Source organism: Halomonas sp. LS-001 (assembly GCF_052983955.1).
Genome location: NZ_CM129816.1, coordinates 2,348,902 through 2,372,751, shown reverse-complemented (window position 1 = coordinate 2,372,751; position 23,850 = coordinate 2,348,902). Strand labels below are relative to the sequence as shown.

Below are 23,850 nucleotides of genomic sequence, written 5' to 3'. Positions count from 1 at the left end.
CGTTTATCGGTCAGGTATCGGGAGACTCGGAGGATGAAGGGCCTTCTTCTGCCTGAAGACCGGTTGGCGGAAGTCGGTCGGCGCCCCAGCTGCGAACAATATAGCCATTCACTCTGGACAGTTCAGCGTCGGTCACGGTGGCAAGCTCACCAGGCTCCAGCGGGTCATAATGGTAAATATACAGTCGCGAGGCAAACTGCTCGAAAGGCAGCGATGCTTCGCCAAAGCGCTCACCATGACCAGAGGTACTGACCACAACTCCATCTCCCCAATCCTGACCGCTATCGTTATTGGGGTTATAAAAGTAGATACGCATCTCATCGTCGGGGCCAAGTGACGCCCGTAAGATGGTGATGGCGTGCCATCCGATAAAGCGCGCGGCACTATCCGTAACGGCAATGCCAGCCGGTTGCGGATGAATCAGCGGCTGGTTGCCATTGTAATAAGGGTGATAGCTTGCGTAGAAATGGCGCAGGAAATTCTCGACATCAGTTAACTTGCCAGTGGCGACGTCGACATTGATACTGAAGCCACGGCCCGCCCACCAGCCGTGGAATTCAGGGTTGACCCAGCGATGTGGGTCACCCTCGCGGCTAATGCAGCGACGGCCCATCTCGGCGTAAATACGGTCCAGATGCGGCACCACAATCAACGACACCGGGTCGAGGTCGATAGGCAGCTCTTTGGCAACGCCACTCAGGCTTGCCATCGATGAAATCGCCTGGCCTTCGAAGTGCATGATGATTTCGTCATCCCGCGCCGCCCAAACAACCATCTGTAGCATGTAATCGGGGTCGTTATACGCCCACATCGAAAGCGCACGTGCCGACTGGCAGGTGGGGTTATTGCCCTGACCGACGCCAAGTGGCAGACCCAGCATGCACAGCACACCTTCCAGCAAGCGTGCTTTGGGTGACGCGCTCTCACCGAATGCAATGTTCAAACGTGACTGAGACCAGTCGGACAGTTTGAGACTCAGCTGGCGCCAAAGGGCCGGGGCAACGGGCGACTGGTAGAGAATGCCGCGTTCCAGCGTTAACGCCAGCCCATATACTGCCTGACTGGTGGCGGGGTAGACGCCGCTGCGGATCAATGCATGAACCAGCTCGCGATAGCACAGCAGGCAGTCGCGGCCAGTCGATGATAGCCCCAGTGCTTCGGCGACCAGGTGATCGCTGACATCCAGTAAATGGCGGATGAGTACGGGGTGGTAAGGAGATACCAGCCCGGTATCATGCATGGCACGGGCAAACCCTGTCGCTTCGGCTTGAAGCGCGGCGTTATCCATGCGTTCCAGCCGTTCACGATAGATATCAACACCGGGGTCTTCCTGACACGCCTGAGTGGGGCCAAAGACTGAGCTGACCAATCGGGCGGCACCTTGACCGCTGGTGCCGAGGTCAATATCAGGGTTGGCCTGGCACAGAGCGATTTGGGTAATCATCTGCTTGATAGCATCGACCTGAATCGGTCGCTGCTTGAGGATGCGCCAGATTTCATCAATCAGACGATCAACAATGTGTTCATAGCCGATGCGTTCGGCAAGATGCTGAAAAAGATGACGTGAAATGGATGCCAGACGCCCCTGTGTTTCACGTTCGGCCTCTGACGGCGCAGAGAACAACAGCCACAAGTTGATGGCCATTACCTGAGTGAGATAATGATGAGCGTGCTCGGCGGATACGCTGGGGTGAACGTAATCACCCTTGGCAACCGCAAGTAATCTTAGTTCACTCAGTGATTCAATGACGACCACATTGGGGTCGGCGCTTTTCAGTGCAAAGGTTGTTAGCGATGGCACCAGAAACTGGGGGGTTGCCCAGTCTGACCCTTCGAAAATACCGGACGCCTCCAGGGTGGCGGTACGGGCCTCGATAGCCGCGCAGCCACCTGGCTGAAGCAACAGACGCCGCGCGGTATCGAACACCCGCGGCAGTTTGGCCGGTTTGGAAAACGCAGGCGCCTGCGATAGCAGGCGAACAGCGTCCTCCAGGTTGTTAACCAGTAAGTTCAGCTTCTCTTCTCCCTGAGGAGACGTATCGTTTTCCGTCGTCACGGTGACTCCTTATCCCAGCTTATAAAAGGGATTATACATAGAAGTCGAGGTCTTCTTGATGTTTTAGTAAATCGCGGATGGTATGCGCGTCATCGCCTTTAAAGTAAATCAGACCCCAATGCGTCCCGAAAGCGGTGCGTTTGGTGACGGTTTCTTCCATTGGCGACGTAAGTTCGTGGGATTCAAAGTAGGGGTGATCTTCCACTTCTTCCGGGATTTCCAGACGGCTGACAACGCGACGACGCGGGTAAACACCGAAACAACCGGCATAACCATCAGCATCGACCACTTCTTTCGGGAAGAAACTGGCCACTTCTTCCGGCGTTGTTTTCGGGTCAAATACCAGCATGGAGGCTTGATAAGCATTGAAGCCGTAAACCCGCTCAAGCAGTTCAAAAACCTTGAAGCCAGGCGGACGATAAGCCACTTCGCCAAAGTACATCTCACCATCACTGGTCACGAAGTACTCCGGGTGAATCAGACCGAATTCGATATCAAAGGTTTTGATCAGTTTTTCAATCTGAGCCGTGATCTGCGGACGATATTTTTCGATTTCCGGCGAACCAGGGACGAAAACGGAATAGCCAAGGGTGACGTATTCAGAAATATTCAAAAAGGCTATCTTGCCATTGTGAATCCAGGCTTCAACGGCAAATTCCCAGCCATCCAGGTGAGATTCCATCAACACCGGAAATTCTTCCTCGGGGATGGTATCAACTTCATCCGGGGTACGGATGATACGGTGGCCAAGGCAACCTGCCTTATCAAAGGCTTTGAGGTGAATCGGATCGTTGGGGTCGCCATCCAGCTTGAGCAGTGTCTGGTTAACACGCTTGAGAAAGCGAACGACGTCCTCTTTATCGTGGGCTTCTTCGAAAATGCCGACACGGATGCCACCCAGCTGTGCGCGGCGTTTCATCAGCGCTTTGTCACGCAGCAGCAGCGATTGCCCGTAAAGGCGGGGGTTATCCAACAATACCGAGTTAATGGCACCTGCCCATTCAACCGTTTCCTCGAACATCGGAATGGCCACATCGACACCTTTCTCTTTCAGTGTCTCGGCAATTTCCATGGAGCGGTCGTTCAGGCGCTCGAAATTCCAGGGAACATAGGGGATGTCGTGCTTCTGGCAGTAGTCCTCGGCCCAGTCGGGAGCAACCACGATATAGCGTCGATCAAACATTTCCGCAGCTTCAATTGCATTGAGACTCCAGCCAAGTAAAGCAATAAATCCTTTGTTGGGATCTTTCTGCATTATGATAACTCCTGCGTGAAATGACTAAATCGTGAATTACTGGTTACTTTTTCTACCATACATGTCTGAATTGGCATCGGCTATGGTTGCGTGAACCATGAGTCAACGCTTTGCAGGCAAAATGCCCGCGCTGTGGTAGGCTTGCGGGTTTTATAGATTCAAATGTCAAAAGGATAGGTCAAGATGGCGGCTAAGCCGATTTATCGCGTCGTCGTTCACCAGCAGGGTGAAGTTTGGGAACTCTATGTGCGTGAGATTTTCCAAAGCGAACTCTGGGGGTTCATCGAAGTGGAAGAGTTTGTGTTTGGTGACGCCAAACGTGTCGTTGTCGACCCGGCGAGCGAGAAGCTTGAGCGCACGTTTGAGGGTGTGACACGTAGCTATTTACCGCTTAACGCCATCGTGCGTATCGATGAAGTGGAACGGGAAGGGGCGTTGAAAGTGGTCAAAAGTGAAGCGCGCGTCGCTGAGTTTCCGCGCCCGTTCCCCATGCCGTCGCGTGACAAATGAGCAGGCCGGTCAGGCATTGATTATCAGTGCCAACGGCTGTTTTCAGCGACAGGCGATCTGAACCTCGTGCTTATTTGAGTACGTTTACTACGTACTTTTTGTCACAAGCTTTCTTCCACATACTATTTGTTACGTACGGTTTGTTACGTACTATTTATTGTTTTAGGACGACCTATGAAAGTCACTCAATGCCGTGCACGCGCCACGATGGCGATGCTGTTGTTCAGCCTGGCCAGTGGTTCCGCGTTTGCTCAGTCCAATGAAGCCTGGGTGAGCGATGAGTTAAGCACTTATGTACGCAGCGGTCCGACCGATGGTTATCGTATTATCGGCACTCTGACGGCAGGTGAGCAGGTTGATGTGCTTGAGAGCAGTGGCGATTACACCCGCGTGCGCGACAGTGACGGTGATGCCGTTTGGGTGTTAAGTAACGAGATTCAGGATACGCCCAGTGCGCGCGAAAAATTACCCGAGCTGGAGCGTCAGGTCGAGGCATTATCGACCGAGCTTGAAGGCATTAATGAGCAGTGGGAACAGCGCGTGGCTTCCATGACAGAGACTCTGGAGTTGCGTGAGGATCGGTCGGAGGCGATGGAAAGCCGCAATGCAGCGCTTGAAGAAGAGGCGGAGCTGCTGCGCCAACAGGTGCGCGCCTTGCAGGCACGTCTGGATACTCAGGAAGAGGATCTGCTGATACGCTACTTTATGTATGGCGGTGGTGTCGCGGGTGCCGGTCTGATTGTTGGCCTGATTGTGCCGCATTTGCCGCGTCGTCGGAAAAAACGTGACCGCTGGTTTCAGTAACCGCAGAGTTATTGCCAGGTTATCGTTCAGTTATCAATGACGGAGTTTCCGGATGCGTGACCAATGGCTTCAGCGCTGGCGTGAAGGGCGCATCGGTTTTCACCTGGAAGATACCCACCCGGCACTGGTGCGTTTCTGGCCGGGGCTGAAGATTCCTGCTGGTACCAAGGTGCTGGTGCCGCTGTGTGGCAAGAGCCTGGATATGCGTTGGCTGGCCGAGCAGGGCTATCCGGTATTGGGGGTTGAACTGGCACCGGAAGCCATTGAACAGTTTCTTGAAGGTCAGAAAAGTCACGTTCCGCAAGGGGGCGTGTCGCGATACCGTCAAGCGGGCTTTGATGTTTCGCGCCAGGGCATGGTGGAGCTTTGGCAGGGAGATTTCTTTCACCTGCATATTCGTCAGGTGAATGAAGTGGGCGCTTTTTATGATCGTGCCTCGCTGATTGCCTTGCCGCCGGCAACGCGCCAACGGTATGCCTTTCACCTTGCACAGTTGATCCCGCCCGGCTCCCATGGGCTACTGGTGAGTCTGCATCATGCTGATGGTGATGCAGGGCCTCCCTATAGCGTCAGCCGAACCGAAGTCGAAGCATTGTTCACGCCTAATTTTGAACTGACTGAACTGGCGGTGGGCGCAGAAGATGAGCGTGGACGTACGGAAAGTGTCTGGTCGCTTTCACGGCGCGGGCCGCTGGATTAGTGCCAGGGTCTTGTTGACGTTTCATCCAGCGGCCCCTTGGTGATGCATTGGTGCCGCTCTAACGAGCCAGCAATTCCCCTAGCTGGGGGTCATTGAATGCGCGGTTCAAACCATCGCTCAGCAACTCATTGAGCATGCGGGTATTGGCCGTCTGGTTGGGCTTGACCGCATAACTCTGTACGCGCCGTGACGTGTAAGTGCCGGTATACGTGGTTCCCTGATGACGTGCAATGGCCCGCATTACCCCTTCGATATTGGCTTCATTCAAGCCCATCTGGCTGCTATCCCCGTGAACATACTTGAGGCTTGCCAACTCCAGGGTGAGCACCGGGCGTCCCTCTTCCTGTTCCTGGGTGGGTGTGAAGCCCATATCGCGTACTGCACGCTCCGCCTCTTTTTGCAGCGATGGCACCAGTTGATGGCTATCGACGGTGATAACCGACGTTGACATTCCCTGGCCCGTGCGGCTGCCGATCACATCGGAATCCCGAGCATCCTGAGCAAATACCGTGACGAGCTGGCCCTGCCCAGACTGTGGAACCGGCGCATTGCGCATTGGAGACAGGGTGAGGTGATGAGGGCTTGCGCATCCGGCAAGCCACAGGCCTGCCAGCAGCACGCAGAGCAATTTGATTAAAGAACGCCGATGCATGAAAGTCTCCTTTAGACTCAACGTAATGGATTGACCCAAAATAGTGAAAAGCGAATTAGCAGTATACCCGCTCACGCTGCCTGTGCATTGACTTCCTGCGGAAGCGTTTATGGTTCGATTGCTTATAATCGCAGAATCTCACGCAAAGGCTCTGGTATCATGGTTGTTTTTCCAGCCAGACAAGGTTTCATTAATGACGACGTCCCGCGATTTTGTGATTGCCCCCTCGATTCTCTCCGCCAACTTCGCGCGTTTGGGAGAAGAGGTCGATAACGTGCTGGCATCAGGTGCTGACTGGGTGCATTTTGATGTCATGGATAATCACTATGTGCCGAATCTCACCATTGGGCCGATGGTTTGTGAGGCGCTGCGCAAGCATGGCGTGACGGCGCCCATTGATGTGCATCTGATGGTCAAGCCGGTTGATCGCGTCATCGGTGACTTTATCGACGCCGGGGCCAGCATGATTACTTTCCACCCCGAAGCCTCTGAGCATATCGACCGCTCACTGCAGTTGATTCGGGATGGCGGCTGTAAGGCGGGGCTGGTGTTTAATCCGGCGACGTCGCTGTCACATCTTGATTACGTGATGGACAAAATCGACATGATTTTGCTGATGAGCGTTAACCCCGGTTTCGGTGGTCAGGCTTTCATTCCCGCCACGCTGGATAAACTGCGTGAAGCGCGCGCGATCATTGATGCATCGGGCCGTGATATTCGCCTTGAAGTGGATGGTGGCGTCAAGGTTGAGAACATTGCTGACGTTGCCGCCGCCGGGGCGGATACCTTTGTGGCCGGGTCGGCCATTTTCAGTGCCCACCAGGCGGATGATGCCAACGGTTATAACAGCGTGATCGAAAAAATGCGCGCCGAGTTGGGCAAGTCAGCAAAATAACGGAGGCTCAAAGTGCACTCACGCCTGAAAGGCAAACAGTTGATTGCTTTCGATCTTGATGGCACCTTGATCGACTCTGTTCCTGATCTTGCCGTGGCGGTCAGGAAGGCGCTGAATGACGTTAGCTTGCCCGCGCCAGACGATGAACAGGTAAGAGACTGGGTGGGTAATGGTGCGCCGGTGTTGATTGAGCGGGCGCTGGGCTGGGCAGCCAGAAGTGAACCGGACGCAGCGTTAAATGAACGCGTTTACCAGGCGTTTATGCAGCACTATAGTGATGCGCCCGATCAGTTAACCCGTCTTTATCCAGGCGTGATTGAAGTATTGGCTGCTATGGGTGCGGCCGGGATGCATCAGGTGCTTATCACCAACAAGCCAGAGCGGTTTATTGTCCCGATTTTGTACCACTTTGACATGTTGAATTATTTTGATTTGTGCTTAGGAGGTGATTCGCTGGCGCACAAGAAACCGCACCCGCTACCGCTTTTGCATGCCGCCAATTACTTTGCTGTAAAACCTGAAACCTGTGCCATGGTGGGGGATTCCCGACATGACGTAGCGGCAGGTAAAGCGGCCGGGTTTGTGACCTTTGCGTTGCCGGGAGGGTATAACCATGGCGAGCCGATTGCCTTGAGTGAACCCGATGCTTTACTTAATTCTCTTTATCAACTGATTGGCTGATGAAACGTCAACAGACCCTAAAATAATGGATTATATGGTGATGGCTCCAAAAATCTTGATGTTGGATAATTACGACAGCTTCACATTCAATATCGTCCAGTATCTTGAGGAGCTTGGGGCTGACGTTATTACGTATCGCAATGATGATGTCAGCCTGGCACAGATTGAAACCCTGGCACCCAGCCATATCGTGATTTCACCTGGCCCCTGCACCCCCAACGAAGCCGGGCTTTCCATGGATGTGATCCGGCATTTTGCGGAGAAACTTCCGATTCTGGGGGTCTGTCTGGGGCATCAGGCAATTGCCCAGGTGTATGGTGGTAGAGTGGCGCGTGCCCCACAGGTGATGCACGGTAAAACATCAGCCATTGTGCATGACGGTCAGGGCGTGTTTGCCGGGCTTGATAACCCGCTGGAGGTAACGCGGTATCATTCGCTGGTGGTGGAAAGTGACAGCTTGCCTGCGTGCCTGGAAATTACCGCCCGGACCAGCGATGAAGACGTAACGCCTCACCTGATCATGGGGTTGCGCCATCGCGAGCTGGCTATCGAAGGGGTCCAGTTTCATCCTGAATCGATACTGACGCGTCAAGGTCATGCGTTATTGGCCAATTTTCTGAAGCGTGCCTGACACACATCGACTATTACTGCAGCCTGGAGGCTCACGAATTCATGCACATGCGAGATGCGATTAACGCCGTGATGAAGCGGGAAAACCTCACCTTTGATCAAATGCATTCTCTGATGCGCCAGATCATGACCGGTGAAGCAACGGATGCCCAAATCGGCGGCTTGCTGGTTGGCTTGGCGATGAAGGGGGAAAGCGCGGAAGAAATCAGTGCCGCCGCGCAGGTGATGCGTGAGCTGATGAAGCGTGTGCCGCTGAATACTGACAATGTCGTGGATATTGTCGGCACGGGGGGCGATGGCGCGAATTTGTTTAATGTATCGACCGCCGCCAGCTTTGTGGCCGCCGGAGCCGGGGCGCACGTTGCCAAGCACGGTAACCGTAGTGTGTCTTCTTCATCCGGTAGTGCTGACTTGTTTGATATTGCAGGTATTTATCTGGATCTGAGCCCGGAGCAGGTCAGCCGCTGTATCGAACAGGTCGGGGTTGGCTTTATGTTTGCGCCCAACCACCATCCTGCCATGCGCCACGCCATAGGCCCGCGCCGTGAAATGGGCGTACGCACCCTGTTCAATATCCTTGGTCCCTTGACCAACCCTGCCGGTGCGCCTAATCAGGTACTGGGCGTATACGCGCCTGAACTGGTACCGTTGATGGCAGACGTTCTTCAGCATCTGGGAAGCCGACATGTCATGGTGGTGCATTCCGAGGATGGGCTGGACGAAATTTCTCTGGCTGCGCCAACGCTTGTTGCGGAATTAAAAGAGGGCACGATTCATCAGTACACGATTGAGCCTGAAATGTTTGGGATCGAACGCCAAAGCCTGGCGACGCTGAAAGCCAACAGCGCAGCAGAAAGCTTGCAGCTGGTTAAGGCCGCGCTGGCTGGAGAAGGTGCGGCGGCGGACATGGTCGCGTTAAACGCTGGGGCAGCACTTTACTGCGCCGGTATTGCTGATACCCTGAAAGAAGGGGTGATGGTGGCACAGGACGCCCAGGCATCAGGCTTGCCATTGGAAAAACTGCGAGAGCTGGCGCACTTTACCAGCGTCTTCAAACAGTAAGAGAGTCTCTTATGTCAGATCAGGCAACGCCCACTATTCTTACCCGTATTCTGGCTCGTAAAGACCAGGAAGTAACAGAGCGGCGTCAGGCAGTTTCCGAAACCGACCTGCTGGCGCTGGCCAAACAGCAAAGTGCGCCGCGCGGCTTCATTGAAGCACTCAATCAGCGCATTGCGGCTGGTGACCCGGCAGTGATTGCGGAAATCAAAAAAGCCTCGCCCTCCAAAGGGGTGATCCGCGAGCATTTTGAGCCTGCAGACATTGCCCTCAGCTATGAGCAGGGTGGTGCCGCTTGTCTGTCCGTGCTCACCGATGCGGATTTTTTTCAGGGCCATGAAGACTTTCTGATCGCTTCACGCGATGCCTGCTCGTTGCCGGTGATTCGCAAGGACTTCATCACCCATGGCTATCAAGTGTCGGAAGCGCGCGCCATCGGCGCTGATTGCATCCTGTTGATTGTGGCCGCGCTGGATGATGCGGCGCTGCGCGATCTCAATCAGCAAGCCAATCAGCTGGGCATGGATGTGCTGGTCGAAGTGCATGACGCGCAAGAGTTGGAAAGGGCGCTGGCGCTGGATCTTAAACTGGTGGGTATTAACAACCGCAACCTGCACACCTTTGATACCAGCCTTAACACCACGCTGGACCTGCTGGTGCACATTCCTCAAGACGTCACTGTGATTACCGAATCAGGTATTCATACCCGTGACGACGTTGAGTTAATGCGTGATCACGAGATTAATGGCTTTCTGGTGGGAGAAGCCTTTATGCGTGAAGAAAACCCAGGCCAGGCACTCAAAAACCTGTTTTTCTAGAAAACTCCATGGTTTGATTTATCGAATCTGTTCATCCGCCCTGTTTAAACGGGGCGGATGTGTTTTTAGCGGATGCGTTTTTGGCGAATATGCTTTAAAAGATTGATCGGGCTATTTGGCCGCCCGCAGCTGAGTAAGTAACGCTTGCAACGGGTGAGAAAGCGTCTGCTGAGAGAAACGTTTCACCTGGCTGCGGCAGGAATAGCCGGTAGCTAACAGCCTGTCGGTTTGGCTGTCATCTTCCACCTGAGGCTGCCAGGATTGCGCGTAGATGGTTTTCGACGTTTCGACATTGCGGGTTTCGTGGCCATAAGTCCCCGACATACCACAACAGCCAGTATTGGCCAATTCAAGCTTCAGCCCGAAGGCGGCAAACACCTGCTGCCATGCTTTGGGGCTGCCGGGTGCATTGGTTTTTTCGGTGCAGTGAGACAATAGCCGGAACCCGGGATCCTCAAGAGTGAGCCCCTGGGGTGCCAGGGTATTCAGGCGTGTGGCCAGCCATTCCTGTAGCAGCAGCACCTGCGGTACGGCGTCCTGACCGAGTGCTTTAACGTATTCCTGGCGGTAGGTCAGGGTCATGGCCGGATCAATACCCACCATGGGCACATCAAAACGCGCAAGCGTGGTTAAGCGTTTGGCCTGTTGGCTGGCTGTGCGCTCAAAAGCGCCCAGAAAACCTTGCACGTGCAGGGGCTTGCCGTTGGCAGAAAAAGGCATCACAAACACGCGTAGCTCAAGGCGGCTAAGCAGTTCGACAATATCCATTACCAGTCTGGCTTCAAAATGCGTAGTGAAGGCATCCTGGACCAGAATAACGCTGTTGGCACGCTGTTTTTCTGTCAGCATGGAAAGTGCCGTAGGCGTTGCTTCGGCGACGCCCCAGGCACGTAACTGCTTTTTAACGCTGGCGCGGGATACCTCGGGCGAATCGCTGATTCCCAACCCTTTACGCATCAGGGCATCTACCCAGCGCTGGCGGATCAAAGCGTTATAAAACGGCGCCGCACTCGCCATGGCAGGAAGCATATGCTCAGTGCCCCCTACGATATAGTCACGTAACGGGCGTAGGTAACGGCCGTGATAGACCTCCAGAAACTGCGAACGAAACTGCGGCACGTTAACTTTGATCGGGCATTGCCCCGCGCAGGATTTACACGCCAGACAACCGGCCATGGCGTCATAGACCTGGTGCGAGTAATCGTGGTGCTGTTGCCTGCTGAGTGTATTGATCATGCGTAGCGGGAAGCTCTTGATGAAGCCGAAAGCGCCTTCGGCTTTTTTCTTGCGCGATTCTTCCACCACATCAATACCTGCCGCCTGCTGTAGGCGCAGCCATTCACGTATCAGGCTGGCACGCCCCTTGGGCGAATGAACGCGGTCACGGGTGGCTTTCCATGACGGGCACATCGGGTCGTCAACATCGTAGTTATAGCAGGCACCGTTGCCGTTGCAATATACCGCCGCGTCATAGGCCTGCCAGGCGCGCTCATCGATAGTGCGGTCAAGCTGGCCGCGGGTCGTCACCGCGTCAACCGCGAGCAGCGCCGGGTCGCTGTCGCGGGCAATCACTGCTTCATCCAGTGTCACCGAGGCAGGCAGCGGCGAGGCGATTTTACCTGGGTTCAGCTGATTGTTCGGGTCAAACGCCGCTTTCACCCGCTGCAGGCTTGGGTAAAGCTCCCCAAAGAACTTGGGGCTGTATTCGGAACGTATGCCTTTGCCATGTTCTCCCCATAACAGGCCACCATATTTCTGGGTGAGCGCCACCACTTCATCCGAGACTTCCCGAATCAAACGCGCCTGTTCAGGGTCTTTCATATCAATGGCAGGACGAACGTGAAGCACGCCAGCATCGACATGGCCAAACATGCCGTACTGAAGCTCACGGGCATCCAGCGCGGCGCGAAATTCTGCAATAAAATCCGCCAGATGTTCGGGTGGCACGGCAGTATCTTCCACAAACGGGATCGGCCGTTTTTCCCCTTTAACGTTACCCAAAAGGCCCACGGCACGCTTGCGCATGGCATAAACCTTATTGATCTCGGTACGCCCTTCCGCAAGGGTGTAACCAAGGCGCTGAACGGTGGCATCCTGGCTCAGGTGGTCAGTAAAAGCCTGTATCCGTTGGGTCAGACGTTCAGGATCATCATCGTTGAATTCGATCAGATTAATGCCGCGAATGGGTGTGTCGCCGCCGGGGAAAAACGCCGCCACGCTGTCCCAGACAAAATCCTCCATGGCCAGTAACAGTACCTGATCATCGACGGTTTCAATTGACGTGGGCTGCGCACTGCTGGCCATCAGAGCCTTGGCATCGCGCAGCGCCTCCATAAAGCCTGCGTATCGCACGTTAACCAGCGTGGAATGCTTGGGAATCGGCAGTACGTTCAGCACCGCCTCGTTCAGAAATCCCAGCGAGCCTTCCGAGCCGCATAGCAGACTGTTGAGGTCTAACTGGCCTTCCTGAGTTCTCAGGTGCGCCAGATCATAACCGGTCAGGCAACGGTTGAGCGGCGGAAACCTGGCGTCAATCAAGTCGCGCTGGCGGTCAATGATATCGGCCGCCGTGCGATGTACTTCGCCAATAATGCCGCCTTGCTGGCATGCGGCATGCTCTTCGTCGTCATTGAGTGGCTGACTTTGCAGGTGTTCACCGCCAATCAGGATGGTGTCGAGTACCAGCACATGATCACGGGTTTTACCGTATTCGCAGCTACCCTGGCCGCTGGCATCGGTTGAAATCATACCGCCAATGGTGGCGCGATTAGAGGTGGAAAGCTCCGGCGCAAAGAACAGCCCGTGGGGATTTAGCGCCGCGTTAAGCTGGTCTTTTACCACGCCAGCCTGAACGCGAACGCGGCGTTTCTCCACGTCGATCTCAAGGATTTTATTCATATGACGCGATACATCCACCACGATGCCATCCGTCAGGGACTGACCGTTGGTGCCGGTGCCACCGCCGCGCGCGGTTAACACGACATTGCGATTCGGCACCTGTTTTACCAGGCGGGTGATGCGTTCAAGGTCTTCGCTGTGCCGGGGGTAAACCACGGCCTGTGGCCAGCGCTGATAGATAGAGTTGTCCGTCGCCAGCACGGTACGGCTAGCGTAATCCGGCGCAATCTCACCCTCAAAACCGTTGGTTTTAAGGTTCTCAAGAAAGCGAACATAGTCGCTGTTCAAACGTTCAAACGCGACGTGATTAGAATCCAGGGATGCGATCATGGTGGGGTTAACGCCATCGTTACCGGCTCACCTGCCCCGAAGGGCAGTGCGAGGTGAAAGAACACGGCCAGGTGCCAGCCATTCGAGTTCTCCCACTTTACCGCAGCCGCCGCCCAACTGCACACCGCGACACCGCCAAAAAACGCCACAAAGTGGTCATACAGCTACGCTGGCTTATCCATGCTTTTTCCAGCGTTCTCTTTTTCTTTAGCAGGCGCGGGTGCTTTACTCGCGCTCAGGCTTCGGCCAAGCCATATAACAGTGCCAGAACAGACCACAACCAACAGCACGATTCCACCGTATACATACGGCATCACACTCTCCAACATGAGCATTCTCCCTTTCACGTAATGTATGAATTACTCCCTTTATGGTAGCCATTGGGCCATGGCATTTATTGACCTGGGTCGTCTTTTGCTGCCAGAAAGGGTGAAATTTACGTTGTGTGTTTAAAAGCACTTTGACGAATGCTGACTTGTGTTATTCCCATAGCCCCGGCCCGTGCTTTTGCCTACAATAGTGGGCTTTCTCACGGCGTTGGCCGTGACGTTCACTGAATTCAGGCGAAGGAATGACTCATGCTCGACCCGAAACTGCTGCGCGGTGATCTCGATGCGGTGGCGCAACAACTGGCCCGTCGTGGTTTTACGTTGGATACAGAAGCATTGCAGGCGATGGAATCCCGGCGCCGTGAGCTGCAAACCCAGACCGAGCAATTGCAGAATGAACGTAATACGCGTTCCAAGGCGATTGGTAAGGCCAAGGCGAATGGGGAAGATATTCAGCCTCTGCTTGATGAAGTGAGCGACCTGGGTGATCGCCTGGATGCCGCCAAGCAGCAGTTGGCGGATGTACAGGCCGAGTGGGAGGATCTGGTCAGCGGTATTCCCAACCTTCCGCATGAAAGCGTGCCGGAAGGTGAAAGCGAAGACGAAAACGTTGAGTTGCACCGTTGGGGCACACCGCGCGAGTTTGATTTCGAGGTGTTGGACCATGTTGATCTGGGCAAAAAATCGGGGTATCTCGATTTTGAGCTGGCCGCTAAGCTGACGGGCGCGCGTTTTGCTGTCATGCGCGGGCCGATTGCTCGTCTGCACCGGGCGCTGGCGCAGTTCATGCTGGATACCCAGACGCTGAATCACGGCTATGAAGAGTGCTATGTGCCGTATATGGTTAACCGTGAATCGCTGGTGGGCACCGGCCAGCTGCCCAAGTTCGGGGAAGACCTGTTCCGCCTGGATGATGAGCGTGACTATCACCTGATTCCGACGTCGGAGGTTCCGCTGACCAACTTTGTGCGCGATGAGATTGTTGATCAGGCCGCACTGCCGATGAAACTGACGGCGCATACGCCGTGTTTCCGTTCGGAGGCAGGCTCACATGGGCGCGATACGCGCGGCATGATTCGCCAGCATCAGTTCGATAAAGTCGAAATGGTGCAGATCGTGGAGCCGGAAAAGAGCTATGACGCTCTGGAAGAGATGCGCGGTCACGCGGAAGCGCTGTTGCAGGCATTGGGGCTGCCGTATCGCGTCGTGACGCTGTGTACCGGTGATATGGGCTTTGGTGCGGCCAAGACCTATGATCTGGAAGTCTGGTTGCCTAGCCAGGACACTTACCGGGAGATTTCTTCGATTTCCAACTGTGAAGATTTCCAGGCGCGTCGCATGCAGGCGCGTTTCCGTCAGCCGGAAGTGAAGAAACCACAGCTGTTGCATACGTTGAACGGGTCGGGGCTGGCGGTGGGGCGTTGCCTGCTGGCAGTTCTGGAAAACCACCAGCAGGCAGATGGCAGCGTGACGATTCCTGAGCCACTGCGGCCTTACATGGGCGGCGTGGCGTCAATTACTCTTTAAGCGACCACTCCACGCTTACCCCGGCATCAATGCGAATGGTGCCGGGGCGGTATTCGCTTTTAGGGGCACTGCCACCGGCCGCATCACTTAGCTCGGCGCTCATGGTCATCATGCGTGGCTGAAACATGGGAGATTGGGTTTCTTCAATATGATTCACCGTGCCCAGTTCAGCGCCTAGCGTTTCGGCCATCAGCGTGGCTTTACGGCGAGCGTTTTCGAGTGCCTTGACCAGGGCTTCATCGGTTACCGCGTCACGCTCCTTGAGATCAAATTCCACCCCGTCTAACTGATTGACGCCTGCACTGATCAGCGCATCCAGAATGTTATTGACCTGCTCCGTGTCGTTCAGCGTCACGCTGAAGGGGCGTTCAAGACGTGTGCGCTTGAGGGTTTTACCACTGCCATCTTGCGAGCGGTTATGGATCTGGTGGGGATAAATATTTAACGAGCCAGCTGAAATATCATCGCGATCAATGCCTTGCGCTTCCAGGGTGGTGATTAGTTCACGGGCACGCGTTTCAAGTTGCTCCCGTGCCTTGCCCAGTGCCGCTTCGTCTTCTTCTGCCTGGCGTTCGATAGCGGGCGTCTCTTCCCAGAGTCTTGCATTGATGGTGGCGGTATCCGGCACGACCTCAACATGGGCGTTGGCCTGAACGCTAAGACGTGGTGCGTCACTGGCCTGCGCAGCAGGGGCGATCAGTAATGCGGCGATACCGGTGGCAAGCAGCCAGCGTGGCAATGCAATGGACGTATTCATCAAGTGTCTCCTTACGTTGATATTAATTACGTTGATATTAATTACGTTGATAGATCAATTCTGATTGATTAACGCTGAGCGCTTAAATAACCAAAACGCTTCTTTGGTGCGGCAGTCTGAGATAAACGATGGTCTCATCGTCTGCCGGTCCTGCTTCTGGGAGTCGAACGTACTATAAAAGTTCTTGATTGCACCGTCTTTCCTTTTTGCAGCACCCTGATTCGTTGAGAAAATGGTTCAAAAGCCGTCATGAGCGCCTGTATGCGTGATAGCAGAGAGGAGAGAAGAGAGAAAAGAAGGGAGAATAAAACAGAAGAAAAGACAGAGGAGTAAGGTTTGTGCAATGCCGCGCTAACCGTCATGATGCATTAATTATTATTTTGCCGAGGAGGCTGCGCCATAACCATGCTAGAACCCACTAAGGATCCGTCCGGTAACGACAGCTATAGCAGTATGCCGTTGAATGCCACGCTATCACTGGCGGCACTGGTGATTATTGTCGGTGGCATGAAGGCGGGTGCCAGCCTTATTGTACCCCTGCTGTTGGCGTTTTTTATTGCGGTAGTGTGTACTTCTCCAGTGCAGTGGCTGCATCGTTTGGGCTTGCCAATGCGGCTGTCAGTATTTCTGTCGTTGCTGGTTCTGCTCGGGATTGCATCGCTACTGGGTTTATTGGTGGTGAACAGCTTCAGTACCTTTGTCGATTCTTTACCCGATATTGAGTCACAACTTTACGACGCCTATTGGAGTTTATTGAACACGCTCTCGTCGATGGGGCTTGCGATCGACCCTGAACAGCTGAATGAACTGTTTGATATCGAAAGTGGCACAACCTGGGTGCCGGCCATACTGAGCCAGATTGGCAACCTGTTTCTGCAGAGCATTGTGGTGTCTCTGCTGGTGGTGTTCATACTGTTTGAGACGTTACAGTTTCGCGACAAGGTATCGCTGGCGTTGGAAAACCCGGCGCCGAGCCTGAAGCGTTTCTCTGAATTCAGTCAAACCTTCAAGCGTTATCTGGCCGTTAAAACAATTATCAGCCTGGCGACAGCAGTGCTCGTCTGGATTTCCTGCCTGCTGGTGGGCGTTGAGTTTCCGCTATTGTGGGCCGTGCTGGCCTTTGCGCTGAATTTTATTCCCAATATTGGCTCGGCCATTGCTGCTATACCACCGGTATTGCTGTTGCTGGTGTCGAAGGATGGCGGTTTGTGGCAGGCCTTTCTGCTGGCCCTGTTTTATCTGGGCATCAACTTTGTCCTGGGCAATCTGGTTGAACCCCGGCTAATGGGACGTGCACTGGGGCTCTCTACCCTGGTGGCGTTTTTATCGCTGGTGGTCTGGGGCTGGATATTCGGTACGGCAGGTATGCTGCTGTCGGTCCTGTTGACCATGACCCTCAAAATTGCCCTGGATAGCCACCCACAAACGCGCTGGATGGCTCATCTGCTAGGGCCAGGGGCACAGCTTGCCAATGCGGGAGAAAAGCCTCTGCGCGAAGCAAGAAAGCCACCATTAAAGCGTGAAGATTGAAATAAAAAGACCGCCTACAAAGGCGGTCTTTTGATGCGACGTTGCTGATGCAGTGTTGCGTTAGGGATTAACCATTTTGCTCGATAAATTGGTTTAACTGGGATTTGGATTGTGCGCCAACCAGAGAAGCAACCTTGGTGCCCGACTTGAACAGCATAACGGTAGGCACACCGCGTACGCCTTGTTCTGCCGCAATTTCAGGGGCGTCGTCAACGTTGATGCTGACAACTTTCAGGTTGTCGCCACGTTCGCTGGCGACTTCATCGACGACCGGTGCCATGACTTTGCAAGGGCCACACCAGGGGGCCCAGAACTTCAGTAACACGGGCTGGTCGGCGTTGATCACTTCTTGCTCAAAATTGGCGTTAGTGACGTCAACTTGGGACATGGGATTCTCCTGTTTGCGTTGCTCTTGCTATGGCGTTGCTATAGTGGAAGCAACGTGGGTAATGCGTATTGATAGCGCGTTTGCATTGCGCCAAGCCGATAAATGTTAGCGGGCATCGGCACTGGTGGCAAATAAACACTGACTTAATAGCTTTTTATATACTATAAAGATATTATGATTTAGGTTTTTATTCTATTAAGTTGAGCGTCCCAGCTATCGCCATGATGGGCGTGGACAGATCTCTTGGGCTGAACCAAAGCGTCAGTCCATAAGGATTAACGCTCTACCGATGTTTCAGGGAGGGTGAAATGAAATTACAGCAATTACGTTATATCTGGGAAGTTAACCGGCATAACCTGAATGTTTCTGCCACGGCACAAAGCCTGTTTACGTCTCAGCCGGGAATTTCAAAACAGATACGTCTGCTAGAGGATGAACTGGGCGTCGAAATTTTTGCGCGTAGTGGCAAGCACCTGACGCGGGTAACGCCAGCGGGCCAGGCGATTATCGAGCTGGCGGGCCAGGTGTTGCGTTTGACCGATAATATCAAGGATGTCGCGCAGGAATATAGCGACGAACGCCGTGGCAGCCTGTCCATTTCGACCACCCATACCCAGGCACGTTATGCGTTGCCGCCGATCATCACTGAGTTTACCCAGAAGTACCCGGATGTTGCATTGCATATGCAGCAGGGCACTCCCAAACAGATTGCCCAGATGGTCAGCGAGGGACAGGCAGATTTCGCCATTGCCACCGAGTCACTTGAGCTGTTTACCGACCTTGTACTGTTACCCTGTTACCGCTGGAACCGCTGCGTGCTGGTACCCAAGGATCATCCCCTGGCAAGCCTTGATGGCCCGCTGACGCTTGAGGCGCTGGCAGATTATTCGCTGGTGACCTATGTCTTCGGGTTTACTGGCCGTTCACAGTTGGATGACGCTTTCAGGGAGAAGGGCCTGACGCCCAACGTGGTGTTAACGGCGGCGGATGCAGACGTTATCAAGACCTATGTGCGTTTGGGCATGGGCGTTGGTATCGTCGCTCACATGGCGGTGGACCCAGAGCTGGATAGCGATCTTGTCGCCTTGGAAGCCGGGCATCTGTTTGACAGCTCGACCACCAAGATCGGTATTCGGCGAGGCACGTTTATGCGCGGCTATATGTATGATTTCCTGCGCCGTTTTGCACCGCACCTGACTCGTGAACGGGTTGATGCTGCCTTGACGGCAGGTCCTCGCAATGATCAGTCGATTTTTAGCGATGTGACGCTGCCAGAGTATTAATAAAAAAGTGCTGATAAATAGTGCTGATAAATGGTGCTAATAAACAGCATTGATAAACAGCACTAACCGGTTTTATCAGAACCGCATTAACAGGACAGCGAATTAATCAGGTGGCGGATCTTGTCCAGCGTTTCATGGTACTCGGCGTCAGCCGTTGAATCTGCCACTAATCCGCCACCGCCCCATAAATGCAGCTTGCCCGCATCGGCGACGACGGTGCGAATGGCAATGGATGTATCCATACTCCCGCGTTGATCGATATAGCCCAGGCTTCCGCAGTAAATGCTGCGCTGGCAGGGCTCCAGCTCATCGATAATCTGCATGGCACGAATTTTTGGCGCGCCGGTGATTGAACCGCCGGGGAACGAGGCTTCAAGCAGCGTTAACGGTGAGTTTTCCTTTTTAAGCCGCCCTTTAACGACGCTGACCAGGTGATGAACGTTCGGGTAACTTTCCAGCTGGCAGAGTTGCGGTACGTTGATGCTGCCCGGTTGGCAAACACGGCCCAGATCATTACGCAGTAAATCCACAATCATGACGTTTTCGGCGCGGTCTTTGCTGCTATTCAACAGCTCCTCGGCAAGCTTTTGGTCCTGTGCTGGCGTTTCACCCCGTGGCCGTGTGCCCTTGATCGGGCGGGTTTCGACCTGGCCATGATGTGCCTGAATGAAGCGTTCGGGAGAGAGAGACAGTACCGCTTTATCTTCCCAGGCCATAAAACCTGAAAATGGCGTGGGGGTGGCACCGCGCAGGCGAAGGTAAGCTGACCAGATATCCCCTTGATAATCCGCAGAAAATCGCTGGGCAAGATTGATCTGATAACAGTCGCCAGCGCGAATGTAGTGCTGGACATGGGCAAACCGTTGGCAATAATCCTCCTGGCTCAGCTCGGCTTTGAAAGCACTCTGCAAAGCAAACGGCGCGACAGGCGGTGCGGACTGATTTAGCCACTGCTCTATCTGTGGGTGTTTGGCGGGCGGGGCAATCAGTGATACCTGCTGCTCAACGTGATCAATAATCAACGCCCAGTCATATAGACCCAGGCGGGCCAACGGTAGCGTGTTCGGGGCAGGGCGCTGGCTATACACCCCTTGCGTATATCGACCTAGATCATAGCTCCAGTAGCCTATCAAACCGCCGGTAAAAGGCAGTTCGTTTTCCGGCATCGTGACATCCAGCTGGTCCAGAAGCCATTGCTGTAGCGCAAAGGGGGCGTCGTTCAATGCGTTGGGCGGCGCTGGCAGCTGGTTGGAATCAAACGTCGCTTTACCATCAAGGCCAATGGACAGTACGGCCAGCGGGTCGCTACTGATAATGTCATATCGTCCACTGGCATTGGGGCGTCCACTATCGAGCAGAACGGCACCGGGGCGATGGCGCAGCTGTGTAAACAACGCAAGCGGATCTGTGACATAGGGGAGTGATGTAATGGTTAATGCGACTGTCATGCACCATCAGCCTGGCCAGTGAATGGCCGGTCATTCTAGGGGGCTGGTTCAGGTTAAGCCAGCGTTGCTCACTGACGCCATTTCCACGCTATGGAAATCTGTGCTGATGGGTGAGGGTGACATCAGCGCCACTGACATGATTCCCCAATATCAGTGGTGGATTGTTGACACTGACAGGTGAGACACTCCCTGGAGTACAACGAAAGATGCATAATATCGCCTTGGATGGCTAGTTGACGCCGCCATCAGACGAAGATAAAGTTCACTTACACTATAATTGTCGACAATCAATCATGACAACACTTGCTACGCTATCAACGCCGAAACCGGTCGCAACGAATGACGACGCCTCCCCCGAGGTGCGCACTCTGGCAGAGCGGGTTTTTCATCAGTTGCAGGATGCCATTGTGCGTGGAGAGATTGCCCCTGGGAGCAAAATTACCGAACCCGGGTTATCCAAAACCTATGGCATTTCCCGCGGGCCATTGCGCGAAGCGATGCGGCGCCTGGAAGCGCACCGTTTGATTGAACGTGTGCCGCATGTCGGTGCTCGTGTGGTTCAGTTGTCCATGAAAGAGCTGCTGGAACTGTTTGATCTGCGTGAGGCGCTTGAAAGTATGGCCGCCCGACTGGCCGCAGAGCACATGACGGCCGAGGAAATAGCCGGTTTACGTGAGGTGCTGTCGGTACATGAAAGCCAGGATGATCTTAAGCGTGGAGAAGCCTACTACCAACGTGAAGGTGATCTTGATTTTCATTATCGCATCGTGCTGGGTAGCCACAACAAGATGTTGATGAACCTGCTGTGCGACGACCTTTATTACCTGGTACGTCTGTACCGCACGCAGTTCAGTGCCAGCGGGACCCGGCCGCAGCGAGCGTTTGTCGAGCACCACCGGATAGTTGATGCCATCGAAGCAGGTGATGCTGAATTGGCTGAATTGTTGATGCGACGCCATGTCAGCGCTTCACGAGAAAATGTTGCAGACCGCTACGCAGCAACGCTGGAGCAAAGCGCAAGGCAAACCTCTGACGTGTCTTCAGAGTCGTCGTAATCCTTCGAATCAAGAAAAACCGTACGACAAAAAGGCTAGCGCAATCGTTAGCGATAAACGCTGGCCAAAAAGCCGGCCACCTAACCGGATATAACAGGAGAGACTCCATGTCATCATCAGCTTCTTCAACACTTTCACCCGGCGCGCGTTTCCGTGCTGCCCTCGAAGCCAACCGTCCGCTGCCGATTCTGGGCACCATTAATGCCTACACGGCGATGATGGCCGAGCGGGTAGGGCATCAGGCGATCTACCTGTCGGGCGGCGGCGTCGCTAACGCATCGTTTGGTCTGCCGGATCTGGGCATGACAATGATGAACGATGTGGTAGAAGACGCCCATCGTATCTGCGGCGCGACAGATTTACCGCTGCTGGTGGATATTGATACCGGTTGGGGCGGCGCCTTTAATATCGAGCGTACGGTCAAGGAAATGCAGCGCGCCGGTGTGGCGGCGGTGCATATTGAAGACCAGGTGGCGCAGAAGCGTTGTGGTCATCGCCCCAACAAGGCGATTGTTTCTCAGGAAGAGATGGTCGACCGCATCAAAGCGGCGGCTGACGCCCGCATCGACCCGGATTTCTACCTGATTGCCCGCACCGATGCGTTCCAGAAAGATGGCCTGGATGCGGCGATCGAACGCTCTCAGGCGTGTATCGAAGCCGGTGCCGACGCCATCTTTGCTGAAGCCGTCCACACGCTGGAAGATTACAAAGCGTTCTGTGAGCGCGTTGACGCTCCGATTCTGGCCAACATCACTGAATTTGGTGCTACGCCGCTGTTCAGTCAGCAGGAACTGGGTGACGTGGGTTGCCGGATGGTGCTGTATCCGCTTTCCGCCTTCCGGGCGATGAACGCGGCGGCTCTCAACGTTTACCAAAGCATTCTGGATAACGGCCATCAGCGTGATGTCGTGGACACCATGCAGACCCGTGATGAGCTGTACGATTTCCTTAATTACCACGATTTCGAGCAAAAGCTGGACAAGCTGTTTGCTGAGCAAGGCGGCAACTGATAAGCGTCGGTTTCCTTATAAAGTTTTCCTAATAAAGTTTCCTTATAAATTGGTCGCGCCGTCTGGCGTGACGATGGAATAAAAAAGTTTGCAGGAGTACGCAACATGGCAGATGCAAAGAATAGTGGAGCAGGTCTACGCGGACAAAGCGCGGGTGAAACAGCGCTTTGTACAGTGGGTAAAACTGGCTCAGGCCTGACTTATCGCGGTTTTGATATCAAGGAGTTGGCAGAAAAGGCGACGTTTGAAGAAGTGTCTTATCTTCTGCTTAAAGGCAAATTGCCTAATCAGGCTGAGCTGTCTGCGTATATCGCCAAGCTGAAAAGTCTGCGTGGTTTGCCTGATGCGCTCAAGGCAGTGCTGGAGCACATTCCCAAGGATGCGCACCCGATGGATGTGATGCGTACCGGCACCTCCATGCTGGGTAATCTGGAAACCGAACAGAGCTTTGATGAGCAGCAGGATGCGACCGATAGACTGGTGGCTGTGCTGCCGTCAATCATCTGCTACTGGTACCGGTTCTCCCATGAGGGCGTGCGCATTGAAACCGAAACCGATGATGATTCGGTCGGCGCTCACTTTCTGCATCTGCTGCGGGGTGAAACACCGAGCAAGCTGCATGCCGATGTCATGAACGTATCGCTGATTCTGTACGCCGAGCACGAATTCAATGCCTCGACGTTTACCGCCCGCGTTTGCGCGTCCACGCTGTCGGATCTGCATTCCTGCGTTACCGGCGCGATTGGTTCCCTGCGCGGCCCGCTTCACGGCGGCGCTAACGAAGCGGCCATGGCGATGATTGAAGACTGGAAATCGCCGGAAGAAGCCGAGCGCGAAATGATGGGAATGCTCGAGCGCAAAGAGAAGATCATGGGCTTCGGCCATGCGATCTACCGCACCTCCGATCCGCGTAACGAGATCATCAAGCACTGGTCCGAGAAACTTTCCCAGGATGTGGGTGACAGCGTTCTGTATCCGGTGTCCGTGCGCTGTGAAGAGGTCATGTGGCGCGAGAAGAAACTGTTCTGTAACGCAGATTTCTTCCATGCGAGTGCCTACCACTTTATGGATATTCCGACCAAGCTGTTCACGCCGATTTTTGTCTGCTCGCGGGTGACTGGCTGGGCGGCGCATGTGTTCGAACAGCGTGCCAATAACCGTATTATTCGTCCAAGCGCCGATTACACCGGCCCAGAGAAGAGCGAGTGGGTACCGATCGAACAGCGTGACTGATC

General features: G+C 54.3%; 22 protein-coding genes. 15 read left to right on the top strand and 7 right to left on the bottom strand.

What is annotated here, in order from left to right; all coding sequences use genetic code 11:
- Positions 1-10: 10 nt before the first annotated feature.
- A complete protein-coding gene (locus ACU6TU_RS10765) occupies positions 11-2,056 on the bottom strand; it encodes a hypothetical protein (protein WP_447141418.1) in 2,046 nt (681 codons plus the stop codon).
- Between the two features lie 31 nt (positions 2,057-2,087).
- A complete protein-coding gene (locus tag ACU6TU_RS10760; protein ID WP_447141417.1) occupies positions 2,088-3,311 on the bottom strand; it encodes an ATP-grasp domain-containing protein in 1,224 nt (407 codons plus the stop codon).
- 183 nt (positions 3,312-3,494) lie between these two features.
- On the opposite strand from ACU6TU_RS10760, the gene ACU6TU_RS10755 reads away from it, so the two are divergent.
- The 3 genes from ACU6TU_RS10755 to ACU6TU_RS10745 all read left to right on the top strand — a co-directional run bounded on the left by ACU6TU_RS10755 (position 3,495) and on the right by ACU6TU_RS10745 (position 5,325).
- Complete coding sequence (locus ACU6TU_RS10755) at positions 3,495-3,821, top strand: DUF1820 family protein (protein WP_100821561.1); 327 nt, start codon at positions 3,495-3,497, stop codon at positions 3,819-3,821.
- 174 nt (positions 3,822-3,995) lie between these two features.
- Positions 3,996-4,625 carry a TIGR04211 family SH3 domain-containing protein gene (locus tag ACU6TU_RS10750; RefSeq protein ID WP_447141416.1) on the top strand — a complete coding sequence of 210 codons (630 nt, stop codon included), beginning with the start codon at positions 3,996-3,998 and terminating at the stop codon, positions 4,623-4,625.
- 52 nt (positions 4,626-4,677) lie between these two features.
- Positions 4,678-5,325 (top strand): thiopurine S-methyltransferase, encoded by a 648-nt coding sequence (locus ACU6TU_RS10745; RefSeq protein ID WP_447141415.1) that lies wholly within the window; start codon positions 4,678-4,680, stop codon positions 5,323-5,325.
- Positions 5,326-5,383: 58 nt separating this feature from the next.
- Here ACU6TU_RS10745 and ACU6TU_RS10740 read toward each other — a convergent pair whose 3' ends face one another.
- Entirely contained in the window at positions 5,384-5,977 is a 594-nt protein-coding gene (locus ACU6TU_RS10740) for a YajG family lipoprotein (RefSeq protein ID WP_447141414.1), read from the bottom strand.
- A gap of 193 nt (positions 5,978-6,170) precedes the next feature.
- On the opposite strand from ACU6TU_RS10740, the gene rpe reads away from it, so the two are divergent.
- From rpe to trpC, 5 genes are read left to right on the top strand one after another with little or no spacing between them, the layout of a single operon-like run.
- Positions 6,171-6,872, top strand: a complete 702-nt coding sequence (gene rpe / locus ACU6TU_RS10735; protein ID WP_447141413.1) for a ribulose-phosphate 3-epimerase — start codon at positions 6,171-6,173, stop codon at positions 6,870-6,872.
- Between the two features lie 12 nt (positions 6,873-6,884).
- Entirely contained in the window at positions 6,885-7,553 is a 669-nt protein-coding gene (locus ACU6TU_RS10730; RefSeq protein WP_447141412.1) for a phosphoglycolate phosphatase, read from the top strand.
- 40 nt (positions 7,554-7,593) lie between these two features.
- The gene (locus ACU6TU_RS10725; protein WP_447141411.1) at positions 7,594-8,184 is read left to right on the top strand and encodes an anthranilate synthase component II; all 591 of its coding nucleotides are present in this window, start codon (positions 7,594-7,596) and stop codon (positions 8,182-8,184) included.
- Positions 8,185-8,225: 41 nt separating this feature from the next.
- Positions 8,226-9,245 (top strand): anthranilate phosphoribosyltransferase, encoded by a 1,020-nt coding sequence (trpD, locus tag ACU6TU_RS10720; protein WP_447141410.1) that lies wholly within the window; start codon positions 8,226-8,228, stop codon positions 9,243-9,245.
- Between the two features lie 11 nt (positions 9,246-9,256).
- Positions 9,257-10,060: an indole-3-glycerol phosphate synthase TrpC gene (gene trpC, locus ACU6TU_RS10715; protein WP_447141409.1), complete on the top strand. Its 804-nt coding sequence runs from the start codon at positions 9,257-9,259 to the stop codon at positions 10,058-10,060.
- Between the two features lie 111 nt (positions 10,061-10,171).
- Here trpC and ydiJ read toward each other — a convergent pair whose 3' ends face one another.
- Entirely contained in the window at positions 10,172-13,288 is a 3,117-nt protein-coding gene (gene ydiJ / locus ACU6TU_RS10710; RefSeq protein ID WP_447141408.1) for a D-2-hydroxyglutarate dehydrogenase YdiJ, read from the bottom strand.
- A gap of 578 nt (positions 13,289-13,866) precedes the next feature.
- Here ydiJ and serS point away from each other — a divergent pair.
- A complete protein-coding gene (serS, locus tag ACU6TU_RS10705; protein WP_447141407.1) occupies positions 13,867-15,144 on the top strand; it encodes a serine--tRNA ligase in 1,278 nt (425 codons plus the stop codon).
- On the opposite strand, the gene ACU6TU_RS10700 is transcribed toward serS, so the two are convergent.
- Positions 15,134-15,901: an SIMPL domain-containing protein gene (locus ACU6TU_RS10700; RefSeq protein WP_447141406.1), complete on the bottom strand. Its 768-nt coding sequence runs from the start codon at positions 15,899-15,901 to the stop codon at positions 15,134-15,136. The genes serS and ACU6TU_RS10700 overlap by 11 nt on opposite strands.
- A 405-nt stretch (positions 15,902-16,306) precedes the next feature.
- Between ACU6TU_RS10700 and ACU6TU_RS10695 the strand changes: the two genes are divergently transcribed.
- Complete coding sequence (locus ACU6TU_RS10695; protein ID WP_447141405.1) at positions 16,307-17,431, top strand: AI-2E family transporter; 1,125 nt, start codon at positions 16,307-16,309, stop codon at positions 17,429-17,431.
- A 67-nt stretch (positions 17,432-17,498) separates the two neighbouring features.
- Here the strand turns inward: ACU6TU_RS10695 and trxA are convergent, their stop codons facing one another.
- Positions 17,499-17,819, bottom strand: a complete 321-nt coding sequence (trxA, locus tag ACU6TU_RS10690; protein WP_100821578.1) for a thioredoxin — start codon at positions 17,817-17,819, stop codon at positions 17,499-17,501.
- Between the two features lie 308 nt (positions 17,820-18,127).
- Here trxA and cysB point away from each other — a divergent pair, with 308 nt between their 5' ends.
- A complete protein-coding gene (gene cysB, locus ACU6TU_RS10685) occupies positions 18,128-19,102 on the top strand; it encodes an HTH-type transcriptional regulator CysB (protein WP_447141404.1) in 975 nt (324 codons plus the stop codon).
- Positions 19,103-19,188: 86 nt separating this feature from the next.
- Here the strand turns inward: cysB and pabB are convergent, their stop codons facing one another.
- Positions 19,189-20,550, bottom strand: coding sequence for an aminodeoxychorismate synthase component I (gene pabB, locus ACU6TU_RS10680; RefSeq protein ID WP_447141403.1), 1,362 nt, complete (start codon positions 20,548-20,550; stop codon positions 19,189-19,191).
- A gap of 22 nt (positions 20,551-20,572) precedes the next feature.
- Between pabB and ACU6TU_RS10675 the strand changes: the two genes are divergently transcribed.
- The 4 genes from ACU6TU_RS10675 to prpC all read left to right on the top strand — a co-directional run bounded on the left by ACU6TU_RS10675 (position 20,573) and on the right by prpC (position 23,848).
- Positions 20,573-20,731, top strand: coding sequence for a hypothetical protein (locus ACU6TU_RS10675; protein WP_447141402.1), 159 nt, complete (start codon positions 20,573-20,575; stop codon positions 20,729-20,731).
- Between the two features lie 112 nt (positions 20,732-20,843).
- Positions 20,844-21,605: a GntR family transcriptional regulator gene (locus ACU6TU_RS10670; protein WP_447141401.1), complete on the top strand. Its 762-nt coding sequence runs from the start codon at positions 20,844-20,846 to the stop codon at positions 21,603-21,605.
- 107 nt (positions 21,606-21,712) lie between these two features.
- A complete protein-coding gene (prpB, locus tag ACU6TU_RS10665) occupies positions 21,713-22,615 on the top strand; it encodes a methylisocitrate lyase (RefSeq protein WP_447141400.1) in 903 nt (300 codons plus the stop codon).
- A gap of 105 nt (positions 22,616-22,720) precedes the next feature.
- Positions 22,721-23,848 carry a bifunctional 2-methylcitrate synthase/citrate synthase gene (gene prpC / locus ACU6TU_RS10660; protein WP_447141399.1) on the top strand — a complete coding sequence of 376 codons (1,128 nt, stop codon included), beginning with the start codon at positions 22,721-22,723 and terminating at the stop codon, positions 23,846-23,848.
- The last annotated feature ends 2 nt before the right edge of the window (positions 23,849-23,850 follow it).